Origin of the sequence: Sphingobium sp. 15-1 (assembly GCF_013375535.1) — a bacterium.
In the GTDB taxonomy this organism is placed as follows: Bacteria; Pseudomonadota; Alphaproteobacteria; order Sphingomonadales; family Sphingomonadaceae; genus Sphingobium; species Sphingobium aromaticivastans.
The window spans coordinates 779,037-792,040 of sequence record NZ_JABXJG010000003.1 but is presented as its reverse complement, the minus strand read 5'-3'; the positions used below and the strand labels follow the sequence as shown (position 1 = coordinate 792,040).

Annotated in this window: 9 protein-coding genes and 3 pseudogenes; 8 read left to right on the top strand and 4 right to left on the bottom strand. The window is 64.6% G+C overall.

Features of this window, described 5'->3' with window-relative positions:
• Window positions 1-12 precede the first annotated feature (12 nt).
• The 4 genes from HUK72_RS26745 (at window position 13) to HUK72_RS26730 (ending at window position 6,338) form a co-directional block, all read left to right on the top strand.
• The gene (locus HUK72_RS26745) at window positions 13-1,362 is read left to right on the top strand and encodes a site-specific integrase (RefSeq protein WP_176596485.1); all 1,350 of its coding nucleotides are present in this window, start codon (window positions 13-15) and stop codon (window positions 1,360-1,362) included.
• Window positions 1,359-3,146: a hypothetical protein gene (locus tag HUK72_RS26740; RefSeq protein WP_176596486.1), complete on the top strand. Its 1,788-nt coding sequence runs from the start codon at window positions 1,359-1,361 to the stop codon at window positions 3,144-3,146. The genes HUK72_RS26745 and HUK72_RS26740 overlap by 4 nt, the downstream gene beginning before the upstream one ends.
• Window positions 3,143-5,305 carry an integrase gene (locus tag HUK72_RS26735; protein WP_176596487.1) on the top strand — a complete coding sequence of 721 codons (2,163 nt, stop codon included), beginning with the start codon at window positions 3,143-3,145 and terminating at the stop codon, window positions 5,303-5,305. Before HUK72_RS26740 ends, HUK72_RS26735 begins: the two co-directional genes overlap by 4 nt.
• 169 nt (window positions 5,306-5,474) lie before the next feature.
• Window positions 5,475-6,338, top strand: a complete 864-nt coding sequence (locus HUK72_RS26730) for an ArdC family protein (protein ID WP_176596488.1) — start codon at window positions 5,475-5,477, stop codon at window positions 6,336-6,338.
• Between the two features lie 84 nt (window positions 6,339-6,422).
• On the opposite strand, the gene HUK72_RS27575 is transcribed toward HUK72_RS26730, so the two are convergent.
• The gene (locus HUK72_RS27575; protein ID WP_255325652.1) at window positions 6,423-6,554 is read right to left on the bottom strand and encodes a hypothetical protein; all 132 of its coding nucleotides are present in this window, start codon (window positions 6,552-6,554) and stop codon (window positions 6,423-6,425) included.
• Window positions 6,555-6,663: 109 nt separating this feature from the next.
• Between HUK72_RS27575 and HUK72_RS26725 the strand changes: the two genes are divergently transcribed.
• The 4 genes and pseudogenes from HUK72_RS26725 to istA (HUK72_RS26710) all read left to right on the top strand — a co-directional run.
• Window positions 6,664-6,948, top strand: coding sequence for a zincin-like metallopeptidase domain-containing protein (locus tag HUK72_RS26725; RefSeq protein WP_176599429.1), 285 nt, complete (start codon window positions 6,664-6,666; stop codon window positions 6,946-6,948).
• Between the two features lie 43 nt (window positions 6,949-6,991).
• Window positions 6,992-7,258 (top strand): annotated as a pseudogene (locus HUK72_RS26720) (hypothetical protein); the annotation flags it as partial.
• A gap of 612 nt (window positions 7,259-7,870) precedes the next feature.
• Window positions 7,871-8,425, top strand: a pseudogene (locus HUK72_RS26715) (reverse transcriptase domain-containing protein); the annotation flags it as partial.
• Window positions 8,426-8,543: 118 nt separating this feature from the next.
• A pseudogene (istA, locus tag HUK72_RS26710) lies at window positions 8,544-9,143 on the top strand (IS21 family transposase); the annotation flags it as partial.
• Window positions 9,144-9,268: 125 nt separating this feature from the next.
• On the opposite strand, the gene istB reads toward istA (HUK72_RS26710), so the two are convergent.
• The 3 genes from istB to HUK72_RS26695 are packed head-to-tail and all read right to left on the bottom strand — an operon-like array spanning window position 9,269 to window position 12,907.
• Window positions 9,269-10,036, bottom strand: coding sequence for an IS21-like element helper ATPase IstB (gene istB, locus HUK72_RS26705; RefSeq protein ID WP_054944222.1), 768 nt, complete (start codon window positions 10,034-10,036; stop codon window positions 9,269-9,271).
• Window positions 10,033-11,529 (bottom strand): IS21 family transposase, encoded by a 1,497-nt coding sequence (gene istA, locus HUK72_RS26700; RefSeq protein ID WP_082430708.1) that lies wholly within the window; start codon window positions 11,527-11,529, stop codon window positions 10,033-10,035. Before istA (HUK72_RS26700) ends, istB begins: the two co-directional genes overlap by 4 nt.
• Window positions 11,530-11,584: 55 nt before the next feature.
• Window positions 11,585-12,907 carry a hypothetical protein gene (locus HUK72_RS26695; RefSeq protein WP_176599428.1) on the bottom strand — a complete coding sequence of 441 codons (1,323 nt, stop codon included), beginning with the start codon at window positions 12,905-12,907 and terminating at the stop codon, window positions 11,585-11,587.
• Between the last annotated feature and the right edge of the window lie 97 nt (window positions 12,908-13,004).

The following is a 13,004-nucleotide window of genomic DNA, read 5'->3' as shown; positions in this document are numbered from 1 at the left end:
GGTTTCACGTCGGTGTCTGTCATCGTCGTTTCCGAGGGGCGGGAGATCTCTGGCCTCGATGCGCATGTGCCGCGGATCCTTCGAGATGGCGCGCTCTATGACGCTGACCTCGACCGCTTCTTTCTCGACCTACCGTTGTCGGGTGTCCGTTCGCGCCATTCGCTGCGCGCCTACGCCTATGATGTTGCGGTCTGGCTCCGCTTTCTCGATGCCTGCGGCAAGACGATGTGGACCGCGGAGCGCGATGACGTGACCGCCTATCATCGTGCGCGTCGACGCGACGAAGCCGCCCAGCGGATCAGCGCTGCAAGCTGGAACAGGGCGGTCGCGAGCCTCGATCGTCTCTACCGTTGGGGTGAGCAACAGGGACTGATCGCCGAGGCGCCGTTCAGTCGGCGTGCTGTATGGCGCCCGGCGCATGGCGGCGGTCGCGGCATGATCGCGGCGCGCAACGATGCCTATGAACGTGTCGCCAGGCGATCGGATGTGCGGTTCGTCACGATGGACGACTACCGCATTTTCCGCGAGGTCGGCCTGCGCGGGCTCACCCCTGACGGCACCGAACGCCCCGGCGCTCGCGACCGTAACGGGCTGCGCAACGCACTGTTCGCCGATCTTCTCGTCACCACCGGCCTGCGCCTCGAAGAGGCGTCGGGCTTGCTCACCGCCGAGCTCGCGGCGATCGACCGCGCGGACGGCGATGCCCGACAACTTTGGCTGCCTCTCCCGCCGCCGCTCACCAAGGGCGACCGGGGACGTAGCGTTCTGCTCCCGCGTCGGCTGCTTCGCCAGATCGCCGCCTATGTCGCCGTCGAGCGAGCAGCGGGCGTGGCCAAGTTCGCCGCGCGCGATGGGGCGGCCAGCTTCGAGCGACCGATCCCTGTCCCCCGCGCCGGTCTCGACCGTATGCGCGATGTCTGCACCCCGGAGGAACGATGCCGCCTGATCCTGTGCGACGAGGATGCAACGCCCCGCGAGCCGGCGGCGCTATGGCTGACCGAGGTCGGGCAGCCTGTCCGCCCCAACTCGTGGGAGGTGATCTTCACCCGTGCCTGCAACCGGTGCGAGGAGAACGGCTTCCCGCTGTCGATCAGCCCGCACCAGCTTCGCCACACCTTCGCAGTCCATATGCTCGCCTTGCTGATCCAGCAGCGGCTGCGCGAAGCAGCATTGCCGGCGGGACCGGTGGAGAGCTATCGGCTGATCCTCGGCGACCCGCTGCAACAGGTGCAACGCCTGCTCGGCCACGCCAGCCTCGCCACCACCTATATCTACCTCGACCATATCGCGACCCGCGCCGATACGGTGGACGCAGCCGTTGAGGAACTGCTGGCGTTGCTGCCGGGGCCGCAAAGCGTATGAGCGGTCATCCCCGTAAGGGCCGGCCTGTCGCCTTCGCGCCGATCACGCCGGAGCCGCAGAAGCCCGATCCGGTGCTCGGCCTCAAGTTCACCATCGAGGCCCGGCATGGCGGAACGGTCCAGGTTGATATGGCCGCACTCGATCCTCGCCCGCTCGCTATCGCCTTCGCCGGCGCGCTGCGTCGATCAGCAGCGCTCGGCGGCCCCATCGGTGCGGCCAGCGTCATCAAGCAGTATGTGCAGGTCTATCGTCACTTCTTCGCCTGGCTTGGCGATGGTGCGCCCGAGGTGACCGGCGTCAGCGATCTGCGCGCAGTCCATATCGATGGGTTCGCCTCCGCGCTCGAACAGCGCGGGATGGGCGCGATCCACCGGCACATATCGGTCGGCAAGATCGTCAACACATTGCGCGCGATCGAGGCAGACCGGCCCGATCGGATCGCGCCCGACCTGCATGAGAGGGTGCGCTACACGCTGGCCACATCGGCGGGCCGCTCGACCCCGCGCGATGCTTATAGCCCCTTCGTCGCCCGCGCGTTGCGCGACGCCGCGAGGACCGATGTCGAGGCGATGTTCCGCCGTCTCGGCGCCGACGACCGCACCGATGAGGGCGATCCGGTCATCGCCAGGGCGCGCGCCGATGCCGAAGCGATCATCGCGCGGCAGGGCTTTATCGTTGCAGACCATCCGGCGCTGAAGAGCCTCTATTTCATGCGCATGCGGCGCGGTCTGCCGATCAGCACGCTGGTCGATGACCTCCATGGCCGGCACCATCTGCTCGCGAGCGACCTGCCGGCACTGCTCGTGCTGCTCACGCTCGATACCGGCCTCGAGCCCGAGTGCCTGAAGGCGCTGACCATAGATTGTCTCACCAACCCGCATGCCGGCACGGTGGAGCTGCGCTATCTCAAGCGCCGCGCCCGCGGCGCCGAGCACAAGAGCATGCGCATCCGCGACGGCGGGGGCGGCACGCCTGGCGGTCTTATTCGTCGCCTGATCGAGGTCACGGCGACTACCCGCAAGCATCTGAACGACGATCGTCTTTGGGCTTATCACAACGCTGGCGCCCTGCGGGCAGGTATCCGCCACCCGACGGAACGGATCGATGCCTGGGTAGCTCAGCACGATATTGTCGATGACGACGGCAAGCCCCTCCACCTGCTGCTCTCCCGGCTCCGCAAGACCCACAAGGCGCTATGGTACATCAAGACCGAGGGGCATATGACCCGCTTCGCGGTCGGCCACTCGCGCGAGGTGGCGGCGCGCCACTACGCCGATCTGCCGTCGCTCCGGCCCCTGCACGAGATGGCCGTCGCCGATGCTTTTCGCGCAGCAGTCGCCGCCGCGATACCGACCGTGCTTCCGCCCACCGCCGAGCAGGCGCTGCGCGAAGCACCCGAACAGGCCGCGCCGTTGCTGCCGCCCGATACCGTGGGTCCGTTGCTCGACGGCGAACAGGATGTCTGGCTCGCCGCCTGCGCGGGCTTCCACAACAGTCCCTTCGCCGAGGCCGGATCACCCTGCGCGCAGCCCTTCTGGGGTTGCCTTGATTGTTCCAACGCCGTCATCACCGTGCGCAAGCTCCCCGCGATCCTCGCCTTCCTCGCATTCGTCGAAGAGCAGCGGTTGAGTCTGTCCGCGACCGACTGGGCGGCCAAGTTCGGCCGCGTCCATGCTCGCATCACCGCCCAGGTCGTGCCGGCCTTCTCCGATGCCGTCATTGCCGATGCGCGCCGGCAGATGGAGAGCGAGCGGCTTTATCTGCCGCCGGAGGTCCGCGCATGACCATGCCCGCCCATGCCCAGGCACCGGCCTTCGACGATCGCCCCGTGCTGGCGAGCGCGCCGCTCAAGGAAGGCCATATCCGTGAGGAGCTATCACGCGTCGGCGACCCGAGCTGGGATCTCGGTCCCGCCGTCTTCCGCGAGAACGCCCGGCGCTGCCACGTCACCGTGCATTTCGACGTGCTCGAACATGCCGATGTGCAGGCGGCGATGCGCGCCTATCTCTACGCGCGCCTCAACGTCGATCTTCCGGGCTATCGAACGAAGTTACCACCGGCGAGCATCCGCCAAGTATTCAACCGTGCCCGCCGGTTCCTCGCCTTCGCCCGTGAGCGGCTCGGACGGCTCGACGTTTGCCGTATCGATCAGGCATTGGTCGATGCCTATGCCCGTCATCTTCGTGACGATCCTGCCCGACGACCCGTCATCGTCGGCCACCTCCTCGAAGTGGTTTCCGATCTCTATTACTATCGTGACCACCTCGCTGGCGGAGGCCTTGCATTCGAGCCTTGGGCCGGACAGGCGCCCGCCCGCGTTGCGGGCTACCGCCATGTCCTGGAGAACCGCACGCCGCGCTTCCCGGAAGAGGTCATCGCCGCGCTACTCGCTTGGTCGTTGCGCTATGTCACCATGTTCGCAGACGATATTCTGGCCGCCCGCCGCGAGCTTGCGCGGCTCGAAGCGCGCCGGGATCGCCTTGCCGCCGCCGACGCCGGCCTTCCGGACGCTGATCGCCGGCAACGTCGCCGCACCCGCCTGAAGGCCTATTTCGGTCGCCGACGCCGCGAGGGGCGCGGCGCACCGATCTGGGGCACCGCTCATAACGGCAAGCTGCGCATCGACCCCAACACCGGCGCCGTGACCCCACCGATCAACGCCCATCTCCTGCATCTCCATGCCGGGATCGACGTGCAGGCCGAACCAGGCGCGCATTTCATGCTGACCGGCGGTGAAGCGAGGTTGATCGACGCAGTGGCGGCCGAGCTGGGGGTGGAGGTCGGCGGCATGGACACGCCGATCTCGATCGATCCCGAGAGCGGTCAGCCATGGCGCGCACGTTTCGATGCGAAGACCCTCGCACATGAGGAACGGATGCTCCAGGCGGCCGCCTATATCGTGTGTGCCTACCTGACCGGCATGCGCGACTGCGAGGTGCAGGCGATGCAGCGCGGGTGCCTCTCGATTGTGCGCAGTGAGAATGGCCTGATCGAGCGGCATCGCATCCGGTCGACCATATACAAGCGCCGGGCGGCCATGGGCGAGGCGGCGAGCTGGGTGACGATCGAGCCGGTCGCAGCCGCGATCGCGGTGCTCGAACGCCTGTCGGCACGACCGGCGCGCGCGAGCGGCAGCGATACGCTCTGGCCGGTGCTGCGCACGAGCGCCGTCACCAAGACGCATCTGTCGAGCGAGGTGGTGCGCCAGCTCAACGCTTTCCGCGATCACCTCAACACCGCCTTCGGCAGTCCCGATGCGCCGGTCATCCCACCCGGACCCGATGGCGAGCCGTGGCGCATCACGACGCGGCAGTTTCGGCGCACGATCGCGTGGCACATCGCCAACCGACCGTTCGGCACCATCGCCGGCATGATCCAGTACAAGCATGCGTCCGTCGCCGCGTTCGAGGGCTATGCCGGGACCAGCGCATCGGGGTTCCGCGCCGAGGTCGAGGCGCAGCGCCGGCTCGGTCAGATTGACGACCTGCTGGACTATTTCGACCGGCGGCAGGGCGGCGCATCGCTCGGCGGTCCGGCGGGACCGCGTATCGCGCGGACGCTCGACGATGCCGCCGTCAGACAAGGGCCTTTGCCCGCCATGATCGCCGATCGCGCCCGCCTGCGCGTCATGCTCGCCAGCGTCGCGCGCACCTTCCATGTCGGCCCGCTCGCGGATTGCTTCTTCGATCCCGCGACCGCGCTCTGCCTCAAGCGCGTGACGACCCCCGATCCCGCGCAGCCGCTCACTGCCCTGTGCGAGCCGACCCGCTGTCCCAACGCCTGCATCACCGCTCGCCACAGGCCGGCCTGGGACCGCGCGGCTGCCGATGCCAGGGCGCATTTACGCGAACGGCGCATTTCCGATCTCCAGCGTCAGGCGCTCCAGGGCGAGCTGGATCGTCTGACCGCGGTGATTGCCGGGATCGATCCTCCCGCGCCGTAGACCACCCCGGCTGTTGGCGGAGTCCTGCGCCGGTCGGCGCGCCCGCGCAATGGCTTCGCCGTCCTTCGCTTCGCTGCGGCCCTGACGGGTGCGCGAGCCCCCCTGTGCCCGGCGCGAACAGGCCTCCGCCGCCGGGGATGGTCCCCGGCGCGAGAACGGAGAACAGATCATGTCAGCCTCACCACGTGTCGACATCTACGCTCGCGTCACGCAAGCGATCGTCGATGCCATCGAAGCCGGCACCGGCACTTGGCGCATGCCGTGGCATCATTCCGGCGCCGACGTCACCCGCCCGACCAACATCGCCAGCGGCAAGCCTTATCGCGGCATAAATACGGTCTCGCTCTGGGCCGCCGCCTATGGCAGCGGCTATGCGAGCGGCGTCTGGGGCACTTATCGCCAGTGGCAGGCGCTCGGCGCGCAGGTCCGCAAGGGCGAGCACGCCAGCCTCGGCGTCCTCTGGAAGGAGTTTCGCGCGAAGAGCGACGACGCCGGCGACGATGACGAACACCGACGGCTTTTCGCCAAGGTGTTCAGCCTGTTCAACGCCGACCAGGTCGATGGCTATGCGCCCGAACCGGGGCCGGATCTGCCCGAGAGCGAACGCCTCGCCGCCGCCGAAGCCTTCATCGCCGCCCTCGGCATCGATACCGTCTACGGCTCGGCCAGCGCCTATTATCATATCGCCGAAGACCACATCCACATGCCGGATTTCAGCGCCTTCCACGATGCCCACGGCTTCTACGCCACCCATATTCATGAGGCAGCCCACGCCAGTGGCGCAGCCCATCGGCTCGACCGGGATTTCAGCGCCAAGTGGACCAGGCACGCGCTCGCCATGGAGGAAGCGACCGCCGAGTTGACCGCATCGTTCCTGCTCGCCGATCTCGGGATCGCGCACGAACCGCGACCCGATCACGCGGCCTATATCGCTTCCTGGCTGCAACTGCTCAAGGACGAGCCCCGGGCGATCTTCACCGCGGCGAGCAAGGCGCAAGCGGCAGCCGACTGGATGCACGCCCAGCAGCCATGATCCAGCAGCGACCAAGGCTGAGCGGCCGATCCCTCGCGGGCTCGGCCGCTTCGTCGCGCATGCCGATGCGCGGGCTTCGCCCGCTCACCAGCGGACGCCGCTGGCGCGGCGGCGCTGATTTCTTTGGCCTCCCTCGATGCGGGTCTGGTCGGCGCTCCCTGCTAGGCCCGCCACGGCGCGCCGCAAGCCCGGCTTCGCCGAACTGCTCCATTTCATTTCGCCCCTCCGGGTGCGGCCCGCCGCTTGCGCGGGCCTCTCCGGTCGTTCTCGCCGCCAACCCCGCCTCGGGGGAGCCATGGGGTTTTGGGCAGTGCTGGAGGCACCGATGGTTTTTACCTTCCAACCGCCATTTTTGGCTGGACTGTCAGGATATGTGGCGGAGATCGGAAGCGGCCTGATTTGCGCGCATTTGGATCTGCCGAACGAACTGCACGACAATCATGCGAGCTACGTCGCCCACTGGCTCGGCATTTTGCGCGCGGACAAGACCGCAATCATTCACGCCGCCTCGAAAGCTGAGCAGGCCTTCAACTACCTTCTGGCGTTTGGCGACAGCGACGACACGGCGTCATCGGCCGAGGGGGTCAGGCAGATCCTCGAGGCGGCCTGACCGCCGCTAATCCGAATTTTCCCCGACATCACAGGAGATACCGATGGGCTGGCTCACCATGTCCCGTTTCCACATGGGCGGACACAAGACCGCCAAGGATTATCTGGACGCGCAATTCACCTATAGCCGCGAGGCGGACGGGACGATCAAGGGACTGAAGGTGCTCGCCTCATCCTGCCCCCAGAATCGCACCTATTATGCTGCGGCTCAGGTGATGATCGACGGCGTCGGCAAGGAGGTTTTCGCGATCGTCTGCAAGGTGATGTGGAATCCCAAAAGCAAGTCCGGCGAGCATTTCGGCTACAAGGATAGTGCGCCGTTGCGGCGCTGAAATGGAGTATCAGTGATGATGAGGTAAGTTGAGAATGCCTCTGCTCGCCGGACTAACCTCGGGCCTCACAAGGTCTGAAATCCCGAAAGGGACGGGGAACAATAGCATGTTCGGAAAAGGCCAGATGCGTCTTAGTCGCAAATGGAGGCGATGACGGTCAGGGCAAGGTGCGTATGGTGAAGGCTACACTGCTTAAATCCCAGTCTGCAGCAATCTATATAGCGATACTGGCGAAAGCGACTGTCACGCCAGGTCCGGATGATGACAGCGGTCTCATGTCTTGGCCGCCTGTTTCTCAGCCCATCCGGTGCGCCTCTCGTCGAGGGGTTTAGTGGACGAACGGGACACCTAACCGCGCCGCATCTCCATTCAGCGTAACTACGGGATGCCCTAAACAGGCGGCTTCTGCCGGCCTGCATGGGTACGGAGCCGCCATATTACTCAAATGCCCGGGGTAATGCCCGGGACATCGACCTCTTCGGAGGCGGCGGTGCAACTGTATAAGGTCTCGAGCGATCGGGCCGAAAGCGGGGAAGACCGGGGGAAGGGCGGCAGCTGTGATTCTTCAACCACCGATCATGGGGTGTGCTGATGCTGCCAGAAACTGTGAAAGGCCGGTTGGAGGCCATTCCGGCGCTCGTTGCGTCGGGCAAAAGGGTGAATGGACTCTATCGTCTGATGGGGTCTCGCCTCCTTTGGGAGGAGGGGCTCCAGAAGATCGGATCCAACAAGGGTGCGATGACGCCGGGTATTGACGGCGAGACCTTCGCGGACTTCGGACCGGAAGACCTCGACCCGATTATCGCCAGCGTGACGGCAGGGACCTATGATCCCAAACCAGTGCGTCGGGTGTTTATCCCGAAAGGCAAGGGCAAACGGCGTCCGCTGGGCATTCCCACGCGCGACGACCGCCTCGTTCAGGAAGTGGCGCGGCAACTGCTCGAACGGATCTATGAACCGGTGTTCTCGAACGCCTCCCATGGATTCCGGCCGGGCCGGTCGTGTCATACGGCGCTTGAACACGTCAAAGCCGTATGGACGGGGGTGAAATGGCTCGTAGATGTGGATGTCGCGGGGTTCTTCGAGAACATCGACCACGACATCCTCCTGCGGCTGTTGCGGAAAAGGATCGATGACGAGAAATTTGAGAACGGCGGTGCAAAATTAGACCACGGTGGCGGCGGCGAAGTGCTGCTGCGGGCGGCGTAAAAGTCGTCCACTTTGCCTTCTTTGCGCGAGCAGGGAGGGCGTGGAGATATATACCGTGGATCTTTACCTGAAGGTGCGTCTTGCTTGCGCGGGCGGCATGAGCCAGCGTGAGGCGGCGAAGCATTTCAACGTATCGCGCGACACGGTCCGCAAGATGCTGTCGTATTCGGAGCCCCCCGGTTACCGCCGGACGGCGGCGGTGCGGCGGCCCAAGCTGGAAGCGTTCGTTCCGATCATCGATGCATGGCTTGATGGTGACCGTCAGGTTCCGCGCAAGCAGCGTCATACGGCGAAGCGGGTATTTGACCGCCTTCGCGAAGAGCACGGTTTCACCGGCGGCTACACGATCATCAAGGATTACATCCGACAGCGCGAGCAGCGCAGCCGGGAGATGTTCGTGCCGCTGGCGCATGCGCCCGGCCATGCCCAGGCAGATTTTGGTGAGGCCATGGTCGAGATCGGCGGTGTTGTGCAGAAGGCGCATTTCTTCGTGCTCGATCTACCGCACAGCGACGCCTGCTACGTGCGCGCCTATCCCGCTGCCGTTGCCGAGGCATGGATGGACGGCCACGTGCACGCCTTCGCGTTTTTCGGCGCGGTGCCGCTGTCGATCGTCTACGATAACGACCGCTGCCTGGTCTCGAAGATCCTGCCTGTCAACGGCGGAGTAAAAGTCGGCCATTGGGCGGCGCAAAATCAGGCCGGGTGATCCGTGTGCTGGCGAGCGCCGCGAGGGCGTAGCCCGAGTGGGGGTCGCCAACACACGGATGGTCTTTTCTGTCAGGGGTTGGAGCGTGCCTTGCGCGCCTGGCTTTGGGCCAGACGATAGCTCTCTCCGTTCATCTCGAGTATGGAGACGTGGTGGGTAAGCCGGTCGAGGAGCGCGCCTGTCAGGCGCTCGGAGCCGAACGTTTCGGTCCACTCGTCGAACGGCAAGTTGCTGGTGATCAGCGTCGAGCCGCGCTCGTAACGCTGCGAGATCAGCTCGAACAGCAGTTCCGCGCCGGTTTTCGAGAGCGGCACGAACCCCAGTTCATCGATGATGAGGAGCTTGTATCCGGCCATTTGCTTGTGGAGGCGCAGAAGGCGGCGTTCGTCGCGTGCCTCCATCATCGCGCTGACCAGCGCGGACGCGGTGGTGAAGCCGACCGTCAGGCCCTTCTGGCAGGCGGCAAGGCCGAGGCCGATCGCCACATGGGTCTTGCCGGTTCCCGAGGGACCAAGGGCTATGACGTTCTCGCGGCGGTTGATCCAGTCGCAGCGTGCCAGTTCCAGCACCTGCATCTTGTTGAGCTTGGGGATCGCGGCAAAGTCGAAGCTGTCGAGGCTCTTGGCGGCCGGGAACTTCGCAGCCTTGATCCGGCGCTCGACCATCCGGCGTTCCCGGTCGATCAGCTCCAGTTCGACAAGCCGGGCAAGGTAGCGGACGTGATCTGCGCCCTCGGCCGCGCATCGCCGGGCCAGCTTGTCATGCTCGCGCAGGAAGGTTGGTAGCTTGAGCGTCTTGAGGTGGCTGGCCAGTAACAGCTCGGGGGACGGACTGCTCATGCCGCATCCTTCGCATCGCCCGAGAGCAACTGCATGTAGGAGCGCGCCGATGTCGTCTCCACCCTGGCTCTGGGCAGATAGGGATAGATCGCCATGTCCAATCGGGGTGGTCGGCGCTCCACCCGGCACAGCAGGAGATGCTTCACGGCATCAAAGCCGATCGCCCCGATATCGAGAGCCTGCTTTACGGCCGCATGCAGATCGGCAAGCGTGAAGCTCTCCAGCAGACGCAGCACCTGCACATACTCGCGCCGACCATGCTTGCCCATACGAGCTTCCATGAGGCGGCGCAGCGTTGCAAACGCTTCGGGCAGGTGCCAGCCTTGCAGGGGCGCTGCCTGATCGAGCGCATTGATCTTCTGTTCGATCAGGGGAAGGTAATGGATGGGATCGAAGATCACGTCCTCGCGCTCGTAGCTGCGCACATGACGGGCAATGACCTCGCCCCGGCAGCCGATCACCACCTCGCCGACATAGCCCCGGATCCATACCTCCTGATGGCCGAAGCGCACCGGCACCGAGTAATCATTGGTCCGGTAACGCACCAGCGCCTGCGACGAGACCTGGCCGCTGGTCTGGTCACAAGCCTCGAACGGGGCAGCCGGCAGTTCCTGCATCGCCGCCAGATCGCGCTTCAGCCTCTCGCCGATCGTCTCGCTCTCGCCCCGCAGCCGGTCGTTCTGACGCTTGCGGCATTGCTCCTCGAGCCACAGGTTGAACGCCTCCCACGTCGCGAACCGGGGGATCGGCACCATGAAGTTGCGGCGAGCATAACCGACCAGCCCTTCAACACTGCCTTTGTCGTTCCCCCTGCCGGGACGGCCGTAACGATCGCGGATCAGGTAATGCGACAGGAAGCCGCTGAACAGCCGGGCGCGCTGCCTCGTGCCGTCGGGCAGGATCTTCGAGACCAGGCAGCGGTCGTTATCGTAGACGATCGACAGCGGCACCGCGCCGAAAAACGCGAAGGCGTGCACGTGGCCGTCCATCCATGCCTCGGCAACGGCAGCGGGATAGGCGCGCACGTAGCAGGCGTCGCTGTGCGGTAGATCGAGCACGAAGAAATGCGCCTTCTGCACAACACCGCCGATCTCGACCATGGCCTCACCAAAATCTGCCTGGGCATGGCCGGGCGCATGCGCCAGCGGCACGAACATCTCCCGGCTGCGCTGCTCGCGCTGTCGGATGTAATCCTTGATGATCGTGTAGCCGCCGGTGAAACCGTGCTCTTCGCGAAGGCGGTCAAATACCCGCTTCGCCGTATGACGCTGCTTGCGCGGAACCTGACGGTCACCATCAAGCCATGCATCGATGATCGGAACGAACGCTTCCAGCTTGGGCCGCCGCACCGCCGCCGTCCGGCGGTAACCGGGGGGCTCCGAATACGACAGCATCTTGCGGACCGTGTCGCGCGATACGTTGAAATGCTTCGCCGCCTCACGCTGGCTCATGCCGCCCGCGCAAGCAAGACGCACCTTCAGGTAAAGATCCACGGTATATATCTCCACGCCCTCCCTGCTCGCGCAAAGAAGGCAAAGTGGACGACTTTTACGCCGCCCGCAGCAGCACTTCGCCGCCGCCACCGTGGTCTAATTTTGCACCGCCGTTCTCAATCAGGGAGCGCACCTTTGCTTCGCTCCTAAAAATCAACATCATCTGCATGAAGAGATTGTCGTGAGACATCACAAAGACGGTCGACGTGAAGGTGAGGAATGTGCGCTCGGCCTCGTCCTCAATCCGCGCCAAGGCCCTTTGGTACACACCGCTCAGGAAGGTGAAGTACCTCTGAAATTTGAAGATGTCGGTGGTGGTGACATGCTCATTCACATCGGCGATCAGATCGCTGACGTTCCCAAAGTTGTTGACATCGAGGAGGAGGAGGCTCTCCACCTCCTCGCGAAACATCTGGTCCCCAGCGAAGATCGAGAAGATTTCCGGCGCCGTCGGCAGCATCATTCGATAGCGTCTGACCGGCTTTTCCGCGAGTTCGAGCAAGCCGGGAAAGGCGTCACGTTCAAAGCCCATGTCGAGAAAGTCACTCATGGACATCGGCGGGTTTGAGTTCCGGAAACGGTGGATCCGGATGATCGCTTGATTGTCGCTCTGAATGTAGCCCAAGCGGACGGAGCGCTCTATGTCCGGGTCGATCGATGAGATTGTGACGGTCTCGCCTTCGAGCGTCGCTTGATAGGGCAACCCATCAATCTGGGTTTCCGCGTCCTTGAATTTTGTGAGGCGCACGGCCGCGAGGAGCAGTCGTTCATAGACCACCGCGTCCGTCGTGATGGCAGCAATATCGACGTGATTGCAGCATTCGTCGGTGATCGGGAACAGCGAGGCATAGATCGAGAAGATCAGCGAGGCGCCGTCTACATATTCTTCCGTGGTGTAGCGGCGAGGCGACCAGGACGGCTGCGAAGGGTCGGCGACCCAGCCCTGGTAGAACTGGTTATTGAGAATCACGAGCAGGGTCTTGAGAACGCAATCTCGCCGGCTCCCGAGGATTTTGACGATTTCGTCGTAGATCGCGCGCGCGTTGGAGGCCAATTTGCTGAGCGCAATCACGGACTCGAAATAGCGAGCGCGTTCTGGAGCGTTCAACAACGGCCGTATCTGGAGTGCGGTCTTGGCGAGGGTGCCGATCAGATTGCCGGCGTAGCCGTAACGCGAAGCACGCAGCACACCTGCCCGGCGCAGGCGGGGCACCACATAGGCGGCATCGATGTACAACAGCGCGAGGAGCGTCACGGTCGCCTCGCGGCGGCGTTTTGCTTCGATATGACCGCCGAGCGTCTCGATTGCGGACCGGATCTCGGCGCCGATCGCCTTGGACATCGCAGGCCGCGGCGATTGGCCCAGCTTGGCAATCATGTCGGTCTGATTCCGTGTCGCAAGCAGTGTCGCGATGAGGGCTTCAACTGTCGCGGCGGACGAAGATACCATGAAACGCTGCTTTCCTGCTCCGGCT

Coding starts and splice junctions, on each gene's coding strand:
- HUK72_RS26740 (WP_176596486.1), top strand. CDS start 1,359: ATGAGCGGTCATCCCCGTAAGGGCCGGCCTGTCGCCTTCGCGCCGATC.
- HUK72_RS26735 (WP_176596487.1), top strand. CDS start 3,143: ATGACCATGCCCGCCCATGCCCAGGCACCGGCCTTCGACGATCGCCCC.
- HUK72_RS26730 (WP_176596488.1), top strand. CDS start 5,475: ATGTCAGCCTCACCACGTGTCGACATCTACGCTCGCGTCACGCAAGCG.
- HUK72_RS27575 (WP_255325652.1), bottom strand. CDS start 6,554: ATGAAATGGAGCAGTTCGGCGAAGCCGGGCTTGCGGCGCGCCGTGGCG.
- HUK72_RS26725 (WP_176599429.1), top strand. CDS start 6,664: ATGGTTTTTACCTTCCAACCGCCATTTTTGGCTGGACTGTCAGGATAT.
- istB (WP_054944222.1), bottom strand. CDS start 10,036: ATGAGCAGTCCGTCCCCCGAGCTGTTACTGGCCAGCCACCTCAAGACG.
- HUK72_RS26695 (WP_176599428.1), bottom strand. CDS start 12,907: ATGATTGCCAAGCTGGGCCAATCGCCGCGGCCTGCGATGTCCAAGGCG.